The sequence below is a fragment of the Lederbergia citrisecunda genome, from assembly GCF_018343695.1.
GTDB classification, from domain to species: Bacteria; Bacillota; Bacilli; order Bacillales; family Bacillaceae_C; genus Lederbergia; species Lederbergia citrisecunda.
Map to the genome: position 1 here is coordinate 2723872 of NZ_JAGYPJ010000001.1, position 23647 is coordinate 2747518.

A 23647-nucleotide genomic window follows, 5' to 3' on the forward strand; every position below is an offset into this window, starting at 1 on the left:
TATAAGTTGTTCACACACCAAGATAACTGTTACAGAGTTTATAAAGCAATATTTTCAATTACAGATGGGATATTACCCACCCCATGTAGCTAAAATTGGAATTACTTTTACTTGTGGTAATTTCTCCGAAATCTGCTGACGTTCACTCTCTGAATTCCATAGGCTCGCTACCATGGCTCACCAATAGGATACGCCTGATCTTGATATTCTTTATAGGATTTAAACTGTATTATGAGATAATCGTTCGAAAAAAAGGAGTCAAAAATAGTTGGACAGCTCCTCTTTTTATGATGTGATTTGTTCGTAGCACAAATAGACACCTCGATTTGAGATGTCTATTATATAACATTTTGTTCCTTCGTTTTGTTAGATTGAGTAATAGATAGAGAGTAGATTTCTTATTTCATAAAACTCTTCCCAATCCTTCTGTGTATACGGAAAAACGTCCGCCTCTGCAAGTTTTGATAATAATCCAGCTAATAATGGTTTAGGGAAGTTCACTAAGAAATTAGGGTTTACTCTCTCGTAAAAATCCAAATTTAATTTATCTGCTAACTTCTGCACCTCTTCCGGTATCTCGCTAATAGTATGAGAAGCTATTTCAATTCCAATGTTTTTTATTACGTAAAAGGAAAGGAAATCAGCTGCAAAATTCTGCCCGAATTTAAAGTGTGGCCTAGCAGGTCGATCAATGATATTTAATCCGAAATTTATTCCAATTTTGTTTGAAGCTATTTGAGATAAAACCTGTTTTCTGTACCTCTTTTCTTCACCAGGAGTAGCGAGTGAGTCAAGGGATTCTGCTATTAGTTCAGGCGAATGGTGTCCGAGTACATTTAACGTTCCGACTTCCGTTAGCCCTAGAACATATGGTGCGTTTTCCATGCCAGCCATTTTGAATGGAGGAAAACTAACATTTTTGGCAGCAATTGGGGCATCAGAGAAATTATTCGGTCCAGCTTCTAAAATACTTCCGAATGTTTGATAGTCTGTACCCAAATAGTCACTATACAAAATAGATGCTATCCCCATAAAAGACCAAGTGTTATCTTTTAAAGGAGTTTCTAACAAGTTAGTCCTTACAATATAAGTATCAAATTTTTCAAAGAAAGTTTTCTCTCTGGAGAATCTACCTCCGAAATCCATTGATACTAAGCTTGTGTCATCCGGCATTAAGCATTTAGCGGCTAAACTGTCAAATCCACCACTAAAATTAAGAGTAACGTTATTTCTTCTTTTTCTATGGATATTATTATCAAGGCTTTCTTTTGCAGTAACGTTAGCTAACGTGAATTTTGAAATTGCTGAAACAGTAGAATTGCTAACCTGTAAATCATAATGGATGCTAGTGTATTTTCTTGCACATAATGTTGATATAGCTATTGCTATTAAGTCAGTTTTAGGACGAATACCTGGTACAAGTTCAAAATAAATAGTTCCGCCTTCTCCAACTAACTCCTCTTTGTAATGAAAACTAATATACCCGTCAGATATTTCAAAATTTGTAAAAGTTATTTTGCTCATGTAGAAACCTCTCTATCATTTCACTTTATTTCTACATTTTAACATAATTCCCTACACATCTATAACACCAAATGATTCCCAACTTCCAGGTGCACCTCCTCCACAGGGTACAAACCCATACAAATTTCCCTGCAGGAATATGGCTAGTGCTAAATGCAATATCAACAACATTGTATCTGCTATTAGGTTGAATTTTTGATGGTATTACATATACAAACATCACATGGGGTATTCCTACGCCACCAGTTCCGATATTTAAACTATCATACAGATACCGATCAGTGAAACCGACAATAATTGTCTATGAACCACTAGAATATTTGTTATTTTTATAAATGAAATCTTTAGAATTTGCAAATATGCGAATGATCGCCGTGGGTGGTTCACTTCATTAGTCTTTTAGCAACTGTAACCAAGACTCACCATACATCTAATTATGTCTATTCCTTTTAGACTGTAATAAATATAATTGTTTTGTTTTCCTTATCAATTATAACTTTATATCCTTCAATTGATAGAGAAAATAAGGTTTCATCTTCTGAGATAAGAGTTGCCTTTGAACGAAAATCATCTATAACATCACTATTTTCACTAATATTCTTTATTATAATCGCATCAGCAATTTCATCATTATTGAATTTATATACTACATCATAAAGGTCGTAATGTAGATATTTGTGACCATATTCTTCGGTTTCATCAGTAAGTCCATTTAACTTCCCTTTAACTGTTACATAGTCTGAACTTAATTGGGCTAAAAAAAACTCATATGATGATTGTATTGTTTGTGGAAAAAGTGGAAAGAAATCCTTTAATTTCAAGTCTGAAACTGGTGAAATTTTGTCAATAAAAGATATTTGTTCCTTCTTGATATATGCGTTCCGATTATTATATTGAACTTCATAAATATCATCGATTTGATTTTCAACAAATATTGGCGTTGTAAACTCAATAGACTCGATTTCTTTTTTTAAATCCTTATTTGTGTAAATTGTAGCTGATCTCGATTGTACAATTCCTTCGCGGTTAATTTCCTTTACATTAGTAAGTTCTTTAGCTTTTTTTTCAACTTCTACGGATTGACCTTGGTCGTTGTTGTTCTCTCGATTACCATTGTTAGATGCAGAAGTTGTATTTTCTACGAACATAAAAAAGGCGCTAAGCATAGTTATTATTACTAATAATGTTATCTGTGCAAGAAATCCTGTAAAAATGTTATTATTACTTTTGCTTTTCCTACGCCTCTTATTATTTAATAGCTGATCGCCCTTAGATCTTTCATAAAGCTTATCTTGTTTATATTGTTCTTTTTCTTTTTTTGAAAGTTTATTAAACCAATTGATAAAACCCTCATATTTGTCAAGTACTTCATTGGCTTTCCCAAATTCCTCCACCTGACCATAGTGAAGCCATATTACTCTGTCGCAAATTGAGCGCATTTGGCTACCAGAGTGGCTGATAAAAATGATGGTTTTATTACTTTTTTTAAATTCATCTATTTTATCTACACATTTTTGATAAAAGGTTTTATCGCCTACAGACAGTGCTTCATCTACGATGAGTATATCTGGATTCGTATAAGCAGATATAGCAAAGCCTAATCTTGACTTCATTCCGCTGGAATAGTTTTTAACTGGCTGTTCAATAAATTGTCCTATATCTGCAAACTCAATAATTTTGGGGGTCAATTCTTTAATTAATTCTTTTTTCAACCCTAACATTAAACATTTTAATTCAATGTTTTCTAATCCGGATAATTGATTGTTTAATCCTGCGCTAATGGCTATTAAGGAAGTCTCTCCGTTAATCTCTATTTTCCCAGAAGTTGGAGGTATAACTTCCGCTAGTATATTGGAAATTGTAGATTTTCCGGATCCATTTATCCCGATTATACCGACTGTTTCTCCTTCGAATATCTCAAAACTTACATTTTTCAAAGCGTAGAAAGTTCTTTGATTATTCTTTTTTTTAGGAAAGAATATATCTTTCATCTTATCAGACTGTTTTCTGTACAACTGATACGTTTTAGAAACATTTTCCGCTTTTACCTTTGGCTTCATTTTTTTAAGCCTCCATTATTACAAGTAATCAACAAACTTATCTCTAAATTTAATATGGATATAAGCTCCAATAAATAATATTAATAATGTTATACTCCAAAAGTAAAAAGTTAATCCTATATCTTCAAAGAACCATGTGTTAAATAATAGAGTATTTCTGAAACCATTAATTAAATAATAAAATGGGTTTAGTTTTAGGACTGTTAATAAATGATTATTAAGTCTGCTAGCGTCCCATAGAATAGGTGTTAAAAAAAAGAGAAGCCTCATGACTGAGCCTAACATTGTCTGAAAGTCTCGAATCATAACGGATATTGTTGAACAAAATAGTGTTAGTGAAAATAAAAACGCAAAAAGAGAAAATAAATAATAGGGTAATTGTAACAAATAAATTCCAGGGCTTACTTTATTAATAATAAGAATAAATATTAAAATAATAGACATCATAAAAAAATTGTATGCATTTTTCACTATAATAATGGTAGGTAATACACTAACAGGGAATTTCATTTTTGAAACTAAGTTTACTTTAGAAAAAATACTATTAGAACCTTGAGTGATTGAAGGAGCAATAAAGAACCATGGTACCAGTCCAACAAATAGCCAGACAAAGAATGGTATATCTCCTATTGGTTGACCACCTCTAATTCCAATTCCAAACACGAACCAATAAGCTGCAATTTGTATTGCTGGATTTAGCAATTGCCAAATCATTCCTAAATAATGCATTTGGTAAGTACTTTTCAGATCAAAACTTGCTAATCGAAAAATCAAGTGAATATTTAGAAGCTGTTCTTTTATGACTTGTATTACATATCTCATGCTAGAGTCTACTTCCTTTACCAAGTGCTTTTACTAATTTACTAATATCGTTCTACTTATAGTTATTCATTTTACCTAGTATATAATAACACAAAAAAAATTTATATTTAAATGAAAGTATAAAATAACAACAAAAAGCAAAAGGAGAGAGGTTCCTCTCCCCACATATTAATGTCTATATACCAAATTCTTGAGGTCCTTGGTCTATTTTGCCATAATGATGCAATATTACTTGGACAATCCTTGCTGAAGCTTGGCCATCTCCATAAGGATTTGAAGCCTTGGCCATTTTTTCATATTCAACTTGATTAGTCAATAATTCATTCGCCAACCTATAAATAGTCTCCTCTTCTGTGCCAGCAAGCTTTAATGTGCCCGCCTCAATCCCCTCAGGTCTCTCTGTTGTATCACGAAGGACTAATACCGGCACGCCCAAAGAAGGTGCTTCTTCTTGAACTCCACCAGAGTCAGTAAGAATAATGTGTGCCTTTGCAGCAAAATTATGAAAGTCAACTACACCTAATGGCTCTATGAGGTGAATTCTAGAGTCATTACCAAGAATATCATCTGCTACTTCTCTTACAGCTGGATTCATGTGAACCGGATACACGACTTGAACATCTTGATGTTCATTTACTATACGTTTAATTGCTTTAAACATATTTCTCATTGCATCACCTAAATTTTCTCTTCGATGTGCTGTAAGTAATATTAATTTATCATTTCCTATTTTATCAAATATTTTATGATGATAACTATCTGAAACAGTTGTTGATAGTGCATCAATTGCTGTATTACCTGTTACAAAAATAGTATCTTCCTTTTTATTCTCATTTAATAAATTTTCTTTTGATTTTTTTGTTGGAGAAAAATGCAAATCGGCAATTTGCCCAGTTAACAATCTATTTACCTCTTCAGGGTATGGGGAATATTTATTCCATGTTCTTAAACCTGCTTCCACGTGTCCGACGGATATTTGATTATAGAATGCTGCAAGACTTGCTACAAACGTAGTAGAAGTATCTCCATGAACAAGTACAAGATCAGGTTTAACTTCTTTCATAACTTTATCCAAACCTTCTAATGCTCTTACCGTAACATCTGTTAAGGTTTGCCGATCTTTCATTATATTTAAATCAAAATCAGGATGTACATTAAATACTTCCAATACTTGATCTAGCATTTGCCTATGCTGAGCTGTTACAGTAACTACGGACTCAATTTGTTCAGGGTACTTTTCTAACTCCAGCACCAATGGTGCCATTTTAATTGCTTCCGGACGAGTACCAAAAATACTCATTACTTTTAATTTTTGTATCACTCTGAGTTCTCCTTTAGACGTTTTTAATTGTCATTGTGCCTTTGAGTTAATTTCGGTTTTGAAACTTTTAATAATAAAAAAATATGCAAGGGGAATTTCTCTAAACAATTAAATTAATATCCAAAAGCATTATTTTTATTCGGTATATTCCATAACAAGATTATATAATAGATTCTCTAAACTGTCCTATCTATGCTTTAAAATATTTCATTAAAAGCTTTTACTATTGCATCAAATTACCTAATATTATCTTCAAAATGCACGTAAGATGTCGATAATAGAGAAATTTCTCACAGTATTTTTTATATTTAAATGGTGATTTTTAGTCTTTCGTTATTTTTATTAGTGATAGTAAAAGTTGTTTTACCTTTAATTTTTTTTGTAGAAAAGTATTTAATTCCGTTATCTATATTAGTGTTAATAATGGTTCTATACTCCAAATCAGTCCCTTTGTTAGAAAATTGAATTTGAGTAATTGGGTACTTCTTATTAAATACAGATGATTGCCATCCGAAAATGGGTTCATCATTACCTTTATATTGCTTAAATTCTGTTACATGGTTTAATTGTATTAATTCAATAGTTTTTCCGTCTAGTATGCTATCTAGTAATATGTTCTTTTTTGTGATTTTAGATGTATTTACATCTTTTCCTATGTTGAATATCTGGCTATAAGTTCGAAGTTTCAAACTAGTAATTTCATCAAAAATTAAAACTGCTTCAGATTGTTTTAAGTATAGGATTGTTCGTTTAATTTTTACACCAGGATAAAGGGTATGTATTCCCGACACATGACTGTATTCTTCATTATAACTAAAGCTAATTATTTTGGATTTTCCGACTTGCTCATCTTCTATTTCATATGACTTTCTATTAACGGTGACAGTATTGTGAGCCATTGTACTTCTAAAATATCTACGGTAAGGATTCTTTTCTTGATAATTATATTTTCCGGAATCTACAAGAAAGTCTGTTTTACCGATAGAAAGCAATACGGAGAGATCATCAGCATGCTTGTGCGTCCTAGAATGAAAACCAGCAATAAACTTTAAGTAAAGCTGTCGATCGTTAAAGCTCCAATTACTTCTGAAAATGGCTATACCTGCATCAGTATATACAATATCATCGTAAGGTTGAATTCCCGAACGTCCCTTTGTACGAGTATAAAGGAGTTTGGGATTGCTTATGATATCTTCATTTAGATAGGTTATTCCATCGGGACCAGAATCACCTGTAATAGGAATTTTCCCATCCGGTTTTACTAGATAAGCCAGGTAATCTTCCATTTTAATGATTAAATCAGATAGCTTAGTTGTTTCTTTATTATGGAATTTTAAAAAATCATTAATACTTCTAAAAAGATTCATCACTACAATATGGTATGCACCACTATGTTCTAGATGAACCCCGCTGGGAGATACATCTTTTTTTACATGTACCATAAATCGATTAATGGCTTTTTCATACCATTTTTCAGAGTTAGGAAGATCCGGAAAAAGAACCGCTAGTTCAATCAAAGAGCGATCTTGAAAAATACCGTGGTTATTGATAAAAGTGTGATGGCGATCATCTTCAAGATAGTCGCCATGTTTTATTAAAGTTCGTATTATAAGGTTGGCAAATGATTCATCATAAATATCGGAATCTTTATAGTGCTGCCAGAAGTGGATGATGTTTACAACCCGATTTGCTACACTATGGTCTTTCCATGCAAAGGGACTTACTTGATCTTTTTTAGTCGGATTTGTTTTCACCCAACTCCCGATGAAGTATTTTGCCTTTTCTAAATACTCTTTATTTGGATTTATTTCATAAGCAAGCATTAAATACCCGACAATATCTAGACTATGTAAATAAAAACACCAAGTTATATCATTATATGGGTCTTCTTTCCAAGTAACTTTACCTATTTTTACAGTAGGCCAAGCAGAATGAACAAAAAGCTCATTTCTTAATATTTTTTCTGCGTTATCCAATGTATTTTTATTCGCTTTAGAACGCTTAAAAATCATAACATTCACCTTCATTTAATTATTATTTTAAAAAAATAAGTAAATAAATTTAACCATTTCTTAATTACGATATTACAATTCGTTCAGGTTTCAGAAGGTTATGGATACTTTTCATTGAATCAAACAAAATAAAAATATATCAAATAAATTTTATAATGTTTACTTTTTCCACTTGGTGTTTTTTGTCCATACCCGATATTTATAGTCAAGGCGTTTGTGACATTATTTACAAATAAGTAAAACAGCTTCCATCAAAGAATTACTCTTTTTCTAGTACTACCCTTTCATAAACCTTTGCTGCTTCTCCTGCATCTCCTAAAAGAGATTTATATGCTAATTCATATTTGCTAAGTATACTATTTTCTTCATATACGCCCCAAATTTTGGTACCACTACCTAAATAATCACTCAATTTTGAAGGTAGATAAGGATTAATTGATTTTTTATTAATCGTACTTGCATCATTCACTATTAAACAATCAAATTTAGTAGTTAAATTTAGAAACTCTAAATAATGCACGTATGGTTGAATAATTATATTATCTTTAATATCATATTCCCCTAGCATTTCATTAAGCGATTTTATATCACTTGTAAAAATATGCAAAATAATATTTTGTTTTATATCAACCTTAACCTTTTCCAACCCTTTAAATAAATCGTCTAGCTTCCTAGTATCGTAAAAAGAACCAAAATAAGCAAAGTTCACCTTACTTTTGTCAATATTATATGCACTCTTCACAAAAGAATAATATTCTTTTGGCATAGTTGGTTGTGGAGAAATTTTTGCTTTTGAGATGATATGCTTTTTAATATCCTCTATCGGAAAGTACCCAAGCATATATTCTAGTTGGTTCTTATTAGTAAAAATAAGTTCGTCTGCAAATACATATGGAAGATATTCACACCATAAAAAAAGATTATCGTCTTCCATTGTTGATAAACCTAGATCTGAAATATTTTTATTTGCATCATTTATAAAATTAATATTATCGATCTTTGCTTGTCTTCTTTCACCATGGATATCCAATAATAATGGATCTGAAAACTCCGCAATCCATTTCACTTTAGGATTATTCATTTTAAATTGATATGCTAAGAAGTGTGATCCAGGCCACAATGCTCGACTGTAGATCTCGGAATATTTATCTTTATTTAAGTTACTTATTCCTGTATTTACAAACTCTTCAATTGCTTTCCAGTTTGAAAAGCTTGAATAACTAGCTATTTCTATTCTTTTATCAACTAAATCCTCAAATAATATGTTCAGCCTATTATCACGTGATCGAACTCTATCCATTTTGTTATAAATCACATCAACACAATCATTCATTGTTCTAATTCTTTTTGCCATGACATTACCACTAGTATCTAAATACGGTGGAAAACAATAGGATATAACTAACTTCTCTGCCAAATTACGATTAATAATGGAATATGGTATATAGGACAAATCATATTTCTTAATCTCATTAAATACATTGTCTCTTTTATCTCTATTAACTTCTAAATATCGATTTAAAAAACCAAACTGAGCTTTAATCTTTTGTTTTATTAACATCACCTTATCTTGCTTCTTTGTTCTACGGAGCATACCATCTAATTTTTGAATAACATTTAATCTCTGTATAACATAGAAGTCAAAAGATATCTCTTGCCGAGAAACAGACCTCTCTGTAAGTAGCCTATAATATATAACTTGACGGCATATAGGTAAAACCTTAAAATGAAAATTTGATTTTAAATATAATTCTGAGAAAAACACCACATCTTCTCCACTTTTCAAATCAGTGTCAAAGCGTAGTTTTTTTAAATAATCAGTTGGAACTAGTTTACATGCACTGATGGTTGAGACCATACTCAATGTTGTTAAATTGGCTTTTTTTCCACTTTTTTCAATTTGGATAATTTGATTATTAATTGGATTTTGTACTTCTATTTCCCCAAAAGAATTAACGTCAACAATCTGAGATACAACAATGGTATCTTGTGATGCATTTTCATATACCTCACTTAGATAGTTACTCGATAAATAATCATCAATATCTAAGAATAACGAATATTGTCTCGTAGCCTTTTCTATCCCTACATTTCTAGCAGCAGAAGCACCTTGGATATCAGAGTAATATATAAATATATTATCCATTTTTTTATCAAATATATATTTTTTAATAATAGATTCCGATGAATCCCTTTCTCCGTTAATAATAATTATTATCTCGAATAAATCTTTTTCTAAGGTTTGATTATATAATGATAATAAGCAATTATTAATATATTGCTCACCTTTATATAATGGAATTATTACGCTTACTCCTCTAATATTGTTCTGTGTATAGTTTATTTTTAATTTCTCAATATCTTGTAGTCTCTGTAGTAATTTTTGCTTAATCATAAAAATTAACCTCTTGCCTTTTTACGTAGTTTATTCCGTAACTCCCAATATTTCGTTGTTAATGATCCCAATTTTGATTTTTTTAAAGAAACGTATTTTTTTTGCAAAACCGAGTATTTATTCGTTAATTCAGCTATTTCTTTTTTATGCTGAATTTCTATTCGTTCTTTACTTTTTCGATTCGTTTCTTTATATTTTTTTGTTTCATCCTCTTTAGCAAAGGCTAATTTAATTGCTTCTCTTTCAGAGTCAAAACTCTTAACTAAATTTACCCTTAAATCATTTAATTCTCTCTGAAGTGTAGTAATTATACTTTCTTTATTTTGTAATTGGATATTTTTATAATCTAATTCTTCTTTTAACTTATTCTGAATTTCATCCAATTTTTCCATAAAATTGATCTTGCTTATATTTCTATCATCGTTTTGTACTTGATCTTTTTCAAGTGACTCTATGATTGTTTTACTTTGTAAATTTTCTTTAATCCGCTCTTCAATTTCCGCTTTTAACTGCTTCTGATTTTTTTCTAAATTATTAATATATACATTCTTATCTCTAATAATATTGTTTTGATTGTTGATTCTTTCTATTAGTTCTCTTTCTATTTTATAGAAACCTAACTCTAACTTTTCTAGTTCTATTCTATTAAATGATGTTATCTTTTCTGTGGTATATTCCTTTCTTTTTTTACACACTACTCCTGTCCATTTTCCTAAGTAATGTACATTTTCCACGTGAAAGAACACGGATAATTGGTCATATAAATCAAGAAAATAATACGTTCTTTTATGATCAAAATAATCATTAATACCAAATGGTACTGTAACAATTAATTGACCATCCGTGGATAAATACTTGTGTATTTTTTTTAAAAATTGTTCTGGGTCTGATATATGCTCCAATACCTCTGTCAAAAGAACTGTCTCATATTCATCTTTAAGGTCAGTTTCTGTCATAAAGTTAGAAACTCTAAAAGCAACATTATTTTGCACTGAAATATGTTCATTTATTAAAGCATTTTTCGCATATTGTATTGATTCCTCGGCTATATCAATGGCATCTATCATTTTACCTTCGCGACCAAGTATGATTGGAATAATCCCTTGTGAGCATCCTATATCAAGGATTACGTTCCCTTTTGTATGGTTCACTATCCAGTTAACTCTTTCTCTAGTTTTTTCACTAAACGCAGAACCCATATCACCATTATAGGCTTCGTTTATTCTATCTAATGGTTTTGTTAACATAAGTTTACCCCTTTTTATCCCTTTTATTTTTATAAATATTTAGTTTTATTCATTTATTGAATTAATAAATTCCATTTGTATTTGTGCATAATTTTGTTCGTCTATTAGTTCTTTGAAACTCATTATAGTTTCATCTCCATCTACCAAATAGGCTTCGTAGAGTCCAAAAATCTTCTCAAGAAGGATGATTGAATCTAGTGCTTCCTCTTCATTTACATGTTGTAATTTGGACAAATACCAATTTTTAAAGTAATAATTAAATCTCTGTTCCATAAAGTCTGCGAGTAGGTTATGCTCTTTCAGAAACTCAATCCTTACAGTTTCTAATCGATAATATTTTTCAAAGAATTTCTTTGTAATTGTATTTACTGTAGATCCGGAAACAGCTGCATAGTATATGTGAATTGGTAAATCAATAACCTTTGTACGTTTTGAATTTAGCAATAACTCTTGGAAAAAGAGAGTGTCCTGTCCGGCTGCTCCTTCAACCATTTTAAGAGAGTTGTTTACAATTACATCTTTGCGTACAATGAGAGCCTGAATGCTCATCGCTTTAAATTGGCTGTTAATTAAATATTTGTTTATGTTACCAGATATTACACTCCCCCCGTTATAGTGAATGGCCGTTTTGTAATAGTCAAATAACAGTTCCTTATCATCCAAACGTACCATGTTTCCTACTACCATATCGTAACCATTTTTATTTATATCGTCATACAAATGATAATATCCATCGTTTACGGCCTCATTATCTGGATCAAGATATGTGACGAACTCTGCTGTGGCGAATTCTATCCCTTTATTTCTCGGACGAGATGCACTTCCGCTTCCTCCATCATTATAGAAGTAAGTCTTTACATTCTGATAATCACTTTCCAATCTTTTGATTAATTTAGGAGTATAATTATCCGTAGAGCCATCATCTAGAATGATGATTTCCATTTCCTCAAATAAACTACTTCTTTTCAAACTATTAAAGCACTTGTTTACTAAATGATCACCATTATTATAAGTTGGAACAATAACAGATAATTTATAATCCCTTTGCCTACTTTCAATAATTTGGACATTATTATTAAACTCAAATCTATCTATACTGTATCCATTATCTTTTTGAATAGGACCTTCCATTTCTAGTAGAGTAGATAATTCAAACGAATCTTTCCAAAAAACGGTCCTATATTTATCTTTAATAATATCTACATAGTTATGTTCGATGCCTTCTATTAATTGTCCTTTATCATAGAACGCATTTTTTGTAATATAATCGGAGTTTGTATATTTGAAGCCGTTTATCATATCTTCTAAATAAAACTCACCGTATTCTTTATTAGCATCAAAGAATGCTACGAAATCATACTCTTTTAGCAACGTATCGTTAACTTCTTTTTCTGTAAAAAGACTTTTATAGGGATACATTTGTTTGTCGAAAGTAGTACTTACATAGTTATTTACTTCTTTAACAATAACAGCTACGCTTCTATTTCTTTTACTATAGTTAAAGCCTATTTTTTCTAGCATTTCTTCTATTCGTTGAAAACTCGTTTCTTTGGACATTACTCTCCTGATTCCTAAAACTTGTTGCTTATAAACTTCTTCTTCAGACAAACTATCAAAAATGGATTTAATTTCTTTATCGTCATTAATCATGTAAACATTTGGAAACTGATTATTTACACCAATACTATAGTTTGAAAGTATAATATTGCCTAATGCTTGCACTTCATATACTCTATTAGCAAACATAGTATTACTATATTTCACACTATTTAAATTGATCGTCCAATTAAAAAGCTTATAAAGCTTCTGAAGATTATGGTGATCAATCGCAGGAGAAACATAAGGTAAATATTCTTTTGGGAAAAAATACTGTTCTAGTTTGAACTCATAATTTCTATCAATAATTTTCAAACCTTTTTCTGCATTCAATACTCCGTCAAATAGTATTCTCGTTTCTTTTTGCCGGTCAGGATATTTATCATACCAAGATCCTGCAAACAATGCTTCATTTCTCTTAGGAAACTTCCTCATTCCAATAGGATTGTGATACATCGGGTTTATACCAAAACTAAGTAAATGAACATGTTCATTATTACAATCATTTTTATAATCTGCTATTTTTTCCTCAGCAGTTGTAAAAATATAATCACATTTCTTAGCAATACCTAGAAATACATCGTAATTAACCGGATCTTCTTTTGAGTAAAAAACAATCTTCGTATTTTGCTTTTTAAAGTACTCAATAATAGCTTCTAAGTCTTCTCTATGTCTTCTTATGTTGGGATTACCTAAACCTTTCCACTTTAAATCCAAACCTTTCCAAGTGGTAACTACTAAAAGCACATCTAGCTTTTCTGATATATTTTTATATTTATCTCTTTCAATATATATAAAATTAGCCACTCCATCGAAAGAATTAAATAAAAACTCATCACAAATAATGCCGATGTTTACATTAATTCTCTCGTAGTAACGACTACCATTACTTTCTGGAATTTGGTCTAACAACGGTTTTACACTTTCAAAAAAACCTTGATCGGACACTTGATCTCTGTATCTAATATATTCAATTTTATTAGTATTATCTTTGATTGGCCCTATTATATTTTCATTAGGTTGATAAACAACATTATATTTATCTAAAAGTAATTTTTTATCTTGTTTAATTGCTTCATTTAATCTCTTTTTTATATCATCAATTATGGATAATCTATTATCAATTGAATTTATATCCACTTTATTTCCTCCTGAAAATTCTTCTTCGCTTTTCCCAATAGAATAAAGTTAGCTTCCCTAAAGTAGACTTACTAATAGCATTATATTTACGTAGTAATTGTTTATAAGAAACAAGTAACTTTTCTTCATTAGAAAGTGCAGAAACTAATTGTTCTTGTAAATAAATATTTTTTTCTAAACCATTAATGGAACTCTCTCTCTCATCCATATGCAATTGTTCAATATTTTCGTTATAATCTTTTGAGTAACCTTGATTCAATTCTTCTATTTCTTTTTCCAACTTATCTATAATGCGATTTTTTTCTTTACTATCAATTAAGTATTGCTTTTGTAGCATTGTGATTGAATTTTCCAGAGATAATATCATATCTCTACTTGTTTGTACTTCATTTGAATTTTCTTTTTTCTTATAAACGATTCCTATCCAATTTCCGAAGTACGTTAATTCATCTATAATGAGGCCATCCATTTGAAGGTCACATATTTCCGTTAAATAAAAAAGTTTTTTTTGATCGATTGAATTAGTTGCACCAAACGGAACTGTAATAATTATTTGCCCCTCATTATTCAATAGATTATATGCTTTTTTTACAATTCTTTTTGGATCAGTTGCATACCCTAATCCATCTCTCAAAATAATTGAATCAAACGACATATCCCCAAAGTTATATGCCATGAAATTCCCAACTTTAAAATCAATAAATTGATTAGTAAATTCGTCTTCATCTTTAAGTAAATCTTTAGCAAATTCAATGGCTTCTTCGGAAATATCTATCCCTACCACACTTTTCCCTTCTCTACCTAATAAAATAGAGGCAATACCTTGAGAACATCCAACATCTAAAATGTCATCACCCTTAGAGTTTTTACAAATCCAATGAACTTTTTTCCTTGTTTCATCACATTCGGCCTCACCTAGTTCTCCATAGTATGCTTCTGCAATTCTATCTAAAGGTTTATTCACTATATCCGACTCCTATTTTTATTTTCACAAACTACAAAGAAGTGTTGCCAGAAGGAAGATTCTTTCTAACAACACTCCTTTATTTAATATCCTAGTTATTAAGAATCATCTCTTTTTTGGTAAATTTATAGAGATTTCCTAAATTAATATATTCATATTCGTCTGAACGATTTTGAACAATATTTTTCGTATCAAAAATACGCTTGGTTGACATGCCAGAAAGCTTATTAAAATTCAATTCTTTAAATTCACTGTGGTCCGTTAATACAACTATTAGGTCTGATTCGAAAACTGCTTCTTCAATGTCTTTTATTACAATATCGCCTTCCACATGAGGATCAAAGGTTCTAATCGTGTATTTACCTTGCGATAGAAGCATATCATAAATTTCCATAGCAGGACTTTCCCTGATATCATCAACATTTCCTTTATACGTTAAACCAAATAATGTTACAACTTTCCCCTGAACATCTTCCATAAGGGTATTTACGTTTTCTACAATATATGAAGGCATAGACGTATTTACAGTACGAGCTAAATTGATAATTTTTGCAGATTCAGGTGCTTTAGCAACAATAAAATAAGGATCTACTGCTAAGCAGTGTCCGCCTACTCCAGGACCTGGATAATGTAGATTTACCCTTGGATGCTTGTTTGCCATTTCTATTACATCAAGAGTATTAATCTCTAATTCATTACATACTTTTGTCAATTCGTTTGCTAATGCTATATTCACATCACGGAAAGTGTTTTCCATTAATTTAGACATTTCAGCAGTTTTAGCATTGGTTTTTATAAGTTCACCTTGAACAAAAGTAGCATAAACCTTAGCACCCGCTTCAGTACATGCTGGAGTAATTCCACCTACTATACGGTTATTATGCACTAATTCGTACATAATTTGTCCAGGAAGGACACGTTCTGGACAATGTACTAAATAAATATCTTCACCTACTACAAAACCAGCAGCTTCAATTGCAGGTTTTACATAATCATCCATACTTCTTGGTGCAATTGTAGATTCCACGATTAATACATTTCCCTTTTCAAGTAGAGGAATTACGCTATTAACTGCACTAAGGACAAAAGATAGATCGCAAGATTTATAAAGATCATCGTTATTTGGTGATGGAACAGCAATAATAAAAGCATCTGCTTTTTCAGGAGATAAAGAAGCTCTAAATTTTCCTTTTGCAACTACTTCTTCCAACGCTTCTTGAAGACCAGGTTCTTCTATATGAATCTTCCCTGAATTTAATGATTGTATTACTTCCGGACGAACATCTACTCCTATAACATCAACATCGTGTTTTGCAAACATAATTGATGTTGGTAATCCAATATATCCTAAACCAACTGTACAAAGTTTCATTTAAATTCCTCCTAAAAGTCACATGATTAATTTATGATATACGTTAATAAAATGCACTTTTTCCTCTTCCCAATTGTACTTGTCCTTTGCTTCGGCACAATTCCTACTAAATTCATCTCTTAATGCCTTATCGTCAATTAGTTTATTAACACCTCGAGCTATATCCTTATAATCATGTGAATCTACACAAATACCAATTTGTTCTCCTTCGACAACTTTTTTAATCTCTGGAAAACTACAAGCAACTACAGGAACTCCACTCATCATGTATTCAAAAAGCTTGTTTGAAGATGCAGACCAGTGGTTGAAGCATATATTATTTAAAACTTGGAAGCCGAGATATGCGTTTTTGGTGTAACTCGGTAGATCCTCCAAAGGAACTTTCGGGATAAATTTCACTTTTTCAGATAAATTCAAATCACTTACTAATTTCATAAGTTCTGGCTTTTGCTTCCCATCTCCAATAAAAACTAGAACACCCTCTTTAAACAGTGGCGCGGCTTGAATTAATTTCTCTAAACCTCTACCAATTTGAATGCCTCCTTGGTAAAGCAATATTTTAGTATCATCCGGCACGTTCAACATTTGATGTATCGATATTATTTTATTGAAATCTCCATTTTTTTTAAATGGGTAATTGTGCACAACATTAGGATAAAAGCCATATAAATCTTCGTTATACTTTGCTCTTGTATTGTTTTCAACAATCATAGAGTCAATCTTTTTCAATAGAAAACCTTCTATTTTCCCATACATCTTACTATTGTATCCAGTACGACTAGTCTGAACTTCATGTGAATCATAAACTAACTTCTTTCCACTGAATCTCCATTTCGAGCAAACATAGCCTTGTAATAGGGTGTTTAAATCATTCGAATGATAAATATCATAAGTTTTCGAATAACCTTTTACTACCATTCTTAAATAGATATTCGCCTTTATCCACCAAGGAATTAACTTCAATTTATATAATAAGCCTAAAAACACTGTAAGAATAACTGTAAATATTGGCAGAACATATACAGCGGCTGCCCACAAAATAAAAAATAACAGCAAGTTTATTTTTTTCTTTTTCAGAAAGCGAAGAAATCCCTGCATATATTCGAGTAAGATTGGATATCTCCTTACGCGGTAAACATTAAAGTTTTCATTTCGCTTTTCATATTTTGGGAGATTTTTGTCAGCTGGATCATGTATGCAAATGAGATCAACAGAATAACCTCTTTCTGACAATGCGGTACATTCTCTCAGAACTCTTGCATCATTGGTAAAATGATTCCACACAAACATACAAACTTTTTTACTCATTAATCTTCAATCCTTTTTAATATATAGAAAAAGGCCAAATCATGTTAATCAGTTTCATTAAGAATTGCTTCCAAAGAATTGATATTTTTTTCCCAAAGAAAATTATCTCTAATACAACTTTCACAATTTCGAGACATCGTTATTCTTTCTTTAGGATTTTCAAATATATATTTAATATATTTATAGATCTCATCTACTTCTCTATTTTCAGAAACAAAGCCAACATGGTTTTCTTCTATTAATGTTTTTGAATAACCTGATACGGACGCAACAATTGGTATTTTACATGTCATATAATCAATTACTTTTCCTGGTAAAACAGTATCAAATACTTGTTTATCATTTAAGCTTACTATTCCCACATGGTGTTGACGAATAACTTCTAAACAATCTTTTCTTGTCAAGGGAGACTTAAGAGTTACATTTTCCAATTTTTCTGTTTGAATAAATTCTTTTAGCTCTTTTCTTTTAATGCCGTAACCAATCACAGTTAAGTTAAAATTATTTTGATCTAATTTTCTAGCAAGGTCTTTTAAAAATTCCACATCTTGCGCTAGACCAATATTCCCCGTATAAATAACTCTATATTCTTCATTCGAAACTGAAGTAGATTTAATCTCGTATTCCCTAGCTGAATTAGGAATATAATGTATTTTCCCAGGAGGGAGATGGGCTTTTTCGCTAATAAAATCAATAAATCCACTGCTATTGACTATGATATAATCGGCATTTTTATACATAACTTTCTCAACCCAGCCAAAAAACTTCAAAATCATTCTATTATTAAATACTCCTACTCCCCGTAAAGATTCAGGCCAAAGGTCTCGAATCTCTAAAATCAGTTTAGTATTCATTTTCTTTTTAGCTATTAATCCAACTATACCTATAAAGATAGGCGGGGATGTAACATATATAAAATCATATTTATGTTTGTCTTTTACAATCTTAAATATTAGTTTTATAGCAACCTCTATGAAGAAAAATAGTCGGTTAATAAGGCTTCTAGAATATTTTCGATTACTTACATGTATTCTCGTAATTTTAGGAGAATCATTCTCTATGGTTATATCATCCCAAAACATATTATCCTCATAAATCTTTTTGTTAGGGTAGGAAGGATCTGTAGTCATAACTGAGACATCGTATCCTTTATGTGTTAATAATTGATAAATGTTTTTTATTCTATTTCCAGCACTACCAATCTCAGGATAAAAATGTTGAGAAATAATCAAGATCCTCTTATTCACTTATTACGCTCCTAAATTCGAATTTGTCATGTGAATAAATACCTATATCCTTATTAGGATACTCATTTATCATTAATAAACAACTGATTTTTTCAACTATTTAGTAAATCTAAATAAACAACAACACTAATTATATGTCGATTTGTAAGGAAAAACCAGTATTTTTCTCAAACTTTTACACAATCTTAAAAAATATTAATTTTTAATTACAATAATAGTAAAATTAGTAATTCGCCAAAAAGGACTATTATCCTGGTTGTTTGTGTTGAAGTTAATAATAATTCGCACTCAAAATCCTCACCAAAATAATAGTATATGTATTATGCTCATTTTTCCTCGCTAGTCTTGATTATGGTCCTTGACAGAAATTCTAATAATATAAAAAACATCTGGTTTAGTAATATTGTCTAGAAAACACTACCAATAATGCAATGTCCCCTGTAGGATAGAGCATAATAGCCAAAACATTCAACTACCAAAAGAAATAATAACTGTTTTTAGTGAATTAGAGATTTTATAGCATCTATTCAAAGCTGGATTAAATACTTTTCACAAAAGCTTTTACAAAAAAAGTGACTAATATACTTTATGGCAACACCATTTTACTATTAAAAATTTAATATCAACTAATGGTAATGCAAAAACAAAAAAGGACGTAAAAATGAACTGCCCAATTGTTTGTTGTGCCTAACAATTAGGCAGTTCATTTTTACACCCTTCTAATTTAATGGTCGATAAAAAGACTCCATTGCCATTTCATTATAATATTTATAATTAAACCTTTCACTATTAAAAGTTTTTTCTTTATTTACTACTTGCAATAATCCTTTTTCTAACCCTTCAATACTATTTTCCACAAGAAATCCATATTTTCCATTTTCTAACACAGTTCGATTTGCGACAATATCTGTCGCGATTATTTTCATCCCGAGTGTCATTGCTTCAAGTAATACCATCGGTTGACCTTCGTAATGAGATGATAGTACAAAACAGTCGCATTTCTTCAAAAATGGAAATGGATCTTCTACTTGTCCCAAAAGATGTACTGATTCATTTAAATTTAAATCCCTGATTAATGAATTAAGCTGTCTTTTTAATGTGCCCTCGCCTAAAATAAAAAGCTTACTATTTGGGTGCTTTTTATGAAATTTTCCAAATGCCTTTATTAAGTTATCTTGCCCTTTTTCTGGTGATAGCCTTCCCATCGTAACAAAGTTAATATTTTTCTTTTCAGGCTCAGGGATATACATTCCATCTATTTCAATTCCATAAACTTTTTTTATTTTCAACGCCTTGTTATTTACCCAACCGATAGAAATATTATCTTTTAATAAATGTGAATAGCTTCCGTTCTGGGTAATTGCTTCTCGGTCGATTTGTACAGTACTACCTTCAAATTGACTTTCATCTTTTATTTTTACTGCCTTTTTTAAACCATAAGGTAACGTCCATATTGAATATTTTCCGTTTAATTGAAGCAGTGCTATTTTGGAAACCTCAACTTCTTTAATCAAGGTAGGTTCTGTGAGAATTTTAAATGCTGTTGAATCAAGCCACCCTATTTTTTGATTATCCTTATAAAATAAGTAAAACTTCCCCTTTATTGTTTTAATTACTGCTCTAATCGATACAGTTTCATTTTTAATCCAATATGCAGGACCAATTTCCTTTGCATTCCAATGTGAACAAGCATGAGTCCAAATAACATGATCACTTGGATTCATAATTTTTGCGTAAATTGGCTCAATTACTTTAACTTCATCCAGCGCTCTAAAGTGAATGTTTTTAAGCACATTCTTTTTCATAAGATAATTGTTTGTAATCAATACGGCTCTTTTCATATGAATATTAGATTTTTCAAGTTTATTATGGTTTTCATTTATTGTAAGGCTTTCATAAATAAAAAGTGCATTCTGATTAATCCAACCAAGCATTGTTCCTTTTAAAGAAATGCGATTATAAATACCATGGTGAGTTTGAACTTCTTTATCAATAATAAGCACTATGTCTTTATAATCCACACTGCCTGAAATCTTTCTGCACCCTTCTACCTTATATGGTTTTGCCCATATTTGCCTTCCCTTTGTATTAATAATCTTTCCGATTTTATCAATATCACATTCTTCAAAAACTTTATCAGGAAGAAAATCAATTGCTTCTCCACGAATCCAACCGATTACTTGATAATTTAGGCTAAATTTATAATACAAACTAATTCCGTCCGTTGCTTTTCGAAATATATATATTTCAGTATCCATTAATGACTTTTCTAACGATAATTGTTTTGCATCTTTTCGAAAAGGAAGTACACCCCATATTTCCTCGGTGTTTTTTAATAATGCTCTTGCTTTAAAATCTTGAATATTTACTTTAACAGTATCGTCTTTATAAGTGGTTTCATTTATTTGGAGAACTCGGCTCGGGTTTATTGAATTTAAAACATAATCAAATTTATCAGAAACAACGTATTTAGATAAGTTTGCTCGATTAATATTCATAGTACCTTCTGAAACACTAACCAACTTATCAAATCTATTGTATATTGAAAAAAGTCCTCTCAGATTAAGTAAATGAAGACGCCTTCCATCTTTTATTTTTTTATATTCCGATAGCATATCGCTATGCATGAAACATATTTTTCTTTTTGAATCTGCAGCGAGTAAATATTTTGCCCAATAAAGACTATACCCACTGAAATCAATACAATAATCGAATTGTGCTCTTCCAAAAAAACATTTATGCTCACGAATAAATGCTCTTTCTGGGTAAAATCTCTTTCCCAAGTAACCATTTTCTCCTCGAAAGTGAATATATTTATCCATATATTCCTCAATAAATTGATAAACAGGCAATCGAGTTTTATATAAAACCCTAACATTTTTGTTAATTTTATCAATGTTTGTTATCATCTCTTTATCTTGCTCATATGGAAGAAAACAAGTGACATCATATTTTCGATAGTCTATATTATTCATTAAATTGATAAAAGAATTTGTGATCCCGTTATTCTTCATTCCTCCAGGAAAAAATAATATTTTTTTCTTGGAGTTACCCATTCCTTGGGTAACATTCATCTGTTCTTCGGTATTATTAAAAATATAGCTTACTACCCTTTCCGTCACTTTCCCATCATCATGTTTGGAGAATTTTCCTTTCATATTTTTATATTTTTCCCGATATTGATTCTGCACATTTTCTATATCCATAATGGCATCGGAAAGTTCGTTTGTATTGACAAGAAGGGGACCGGGAAGCTCATCTTTTTCCAAGTATAATCCTCTATCCTCACTATATTCATCCATATCCCATGTATAAAAAAGAATGGGCTTATTCGTTATAAGAAAATCAAAGAAAATGCTGGAATAATCCGTAATAAGCAAATCTATAGTAGCTAACAGCTCATTTGTATCGACAAAATCCGGTATAAGTCGATCATTTAGTTCAGGATGATGAACTGCATTATTATAAAGAAATGGATGAACTTTAATGAAAATGTTATATTTATTTCCTATTTTTTCTTCTAATTCATTGATATCTGCAATGATTTGAAGTAAATTATTATCTATTTTTGTAGTACTTGCTCCTTTCCATGTCGGTGCATACAATATATTTTTCTTTCCAGCTTCGACTTTCACCCCAAAACTTTTTAGATTATCGATAAAGGTTTCACGATTTGTATTTAAGGTTAAATCATTTCGGGGATATCCTTCTTCAAGAATAGTTCCCTGGTAAATTCCCTCTAATTTATAACTTTTTGCAAAGATGTTTGTCGTATGTGAATTAGGACTTAAAATAATATCCGAGCTGAGGAAATTCCTTACTACATTGTGTGTTTGGATAGGATTTCCTGGAATATCATAGCCCATTTTCTTTAAAGGAGTCCCGTGCCAAGTGTTGATATATATTTGTTCTTTTTTGGGAATAAAATAAAACGGGAAGGTAGAATTATTAATGAGATAATGACTAGTTGCCAAAAATTTTGTATATGCTTTAGAATTACGCAGAACAAATTTTACATTTGGGTAGTCTTTGTATTTCGAGATGACATTCTTAAGTGATTCAAAGTCTTTAACGGACCAAATGTGTCTGTAATTTTTAAACTTTGGATTATCAAGCATATATTTAAACATTGCAAATGGATTGTCAGTTATGCTGTTGCCTTCCCTACTTTCATAAAGGATTGTATTTTTCTTTACGGATACGGTTTCATAATACCTTGCATATTGATAGATTCTTCTATGTTGTTCTTTAAATAAATAGTTAATTACAGGATTCAATATTATTCCCATTCTCTTTAATAGTACTTCCGTTTTCATATTATGTTGCCCCTTTAATTCCATCATTTTCAAGAGTCAGTATTCCCCAAAAAACTGAAATTATTAGGAACCTATTATGATGTACATTCAAAAGAAAAAGCCCCTTATTAGGGCTATATCTAAGTATATGATCAATAATACTTTTCACCGCTTTTATGCCATCTACATATACAAGGGTAGATGGATTAGCAGCACTAAATCATATTGTGTTTAATTCTATTATTTTTATGTGATTCTTTACAAACCGATTACTGCCTAGATTTCTCCCTCAATGCATCTAATTGGAATTGAAACAATAATTAATTTATTATTTCCAGGATTTT

The 23647-nt window shown here is 30.7% G+C and carries 13 protein-coding genes; all 13 read right to left on the reverse strand.

What is annotated here, in order from left to right:
• Positions 1-366: 366 nt before the first annotated feature.
• Positions 367-1524 (reverse strand): hypothetical protein, encoded by a 1158-nt coding sequence (locus tag KHA93_RS13405; RefSeq protein ID WP_213111188.1) that lies wholly within the window; start codon positions 1522-1524, stop codon positions 367-369.
• Between the two features lie 449 nt (positions 1525-1973).
• The gene (gene tagH, locus KHA93_RS13410; RefSeq protein WP_213111189.1) at positions 1974-3584 is read right to left on the reverse strand and encodes a teichoic acids export ABC transporter ATP-binding subunit TagH; all 1611 of its coding nucleotides are present in this window, start codon (positions 3582-3584) and stop codon (positions 1974-1976) included.
• Positions 3585-3602: 18 nt separating this feature from the next.
• Complete coding sequence (locus KHA93_RS13415; RefSeq protein WP_213111190.1) at positions 3603-4406, reverse strand: ABC transporter permease; 804 nt, start codon at positions 4404-4406, stop codon at positions 3603-3605.
• A gap of 175 nt (positions 4407-4581) precedes the next feature.
• On the reverse strand, positions 4582-5727 hold the full coding sequence (gene wecB, locus KHA93_RS13420) for a non-hydrolyzing UDP-N-acetylglucosamine 2-epimerase (protein ID WP_349772294.1): 1146 nt from the start codon (positions 5725-5727) through the stop codon (positions 4582-4584).
• Positions 5728-6035: 308 nt separating this feature from the next.
• On the reverse strand, positions 6036-7739 hold the full coding sequence (locus tag KHA93_RS13425; RefSeq protein ID WP_213111191.1) for a heparinase II/III family protein: 1704 nt from the start codon (positions 7737-7739) through the stop codon (positions 6036-6038).
• A gap of 259 nt (positions 7740-7998) precedes the next feature.
• Entirely contained in the window at positions 7999-10134 is a 2136-nt protein-coding gene (locus tag KHA93_RS13430) for a glycosyltransferase (protein ID WP_213111192.1), read from the reverse strand.
• A gap of 5 nt (positions 10135-10139) precedes the next feature.
• Complete coding sequence (locus KHA93_RS13435) at positions 10140-11381, reverse strand: class I SAM-dependent methyltransferase (protein ID WP_213111193.1); 1242 nt, start codon at positions 11379-11381, stop codon at positions 10140-10142.
• Positions 11382-11426: 45 nt separating this feature from the next.
• On the reverse strand, positions 11427-14117 hold the full coding sequence (locus KHA93_RS23730; protein WP_213111194.1) for a glycosyltransferase: 2691 nt from the start codon (positions 14115-14117) through the stop codon (positions 11427-11429).
• A 1-nt stretch (position 14118) separates the two neighbouring features.
• Positions 14119-15081: a class I SAM-dependent methyltransferase gene (locus tag KHA93_RS13445; protein WP_213111195.1), complete on the reverse strand. Its 963-nt coding sequence runs from the start codon at positions 15079-15081 to the stop codon at positions 14119-14121.
• Between the two features lie 91 nt (positions 15082-15172).
• Entirely contained in the window at positions 15173-16453 is a 1281-nt protein-coding gene (locus KHA93_RS13450) for a nucleotide sugar dehydrogenase (protein ID WP_213111196.1), read from the reverse strand.
• 18 nt (positions 16454-16471) lie between these two features.
• The gene (locus tag KHA93_RS13455; protein ID WP_213111197.1) at positions 16472-17761 is read right to left on the reverse strand and encodes a glycosyltransferase; all 1290 of its coding nucleotides are present in this window, start codon (positions 17759-17761) and stop codon (positions 16472-16474) included.
• A gap of 44 nt (positions 17762-17805) precedes the next feature.
• Complete coding sequence (locus KHA93_RS13460) at positions 17806-19008, reverse strand: glycosyltransferase family 4 protein (RefSeq protein ID WP_213111198.1); 1203 nt, start codon at positions 19006-19008, stop codon at positions 17806-17808.
• A 719-nt stretch (positions 19009-19727) separates the two neighbouring features.
• On the reverse strand, positions 19728-23324 hold the full coding sequence (locus tag KHA93_RS13465; protein ID WP_213111199.1) for a CDP-glycerol glycerophosphotransferase family protein: 3597 nt from the start codon (positions 23322-23324) through the stop codon (positions 19728-19730).
• Positions 23325-23647: the final 323 nt, after the last annotated feature.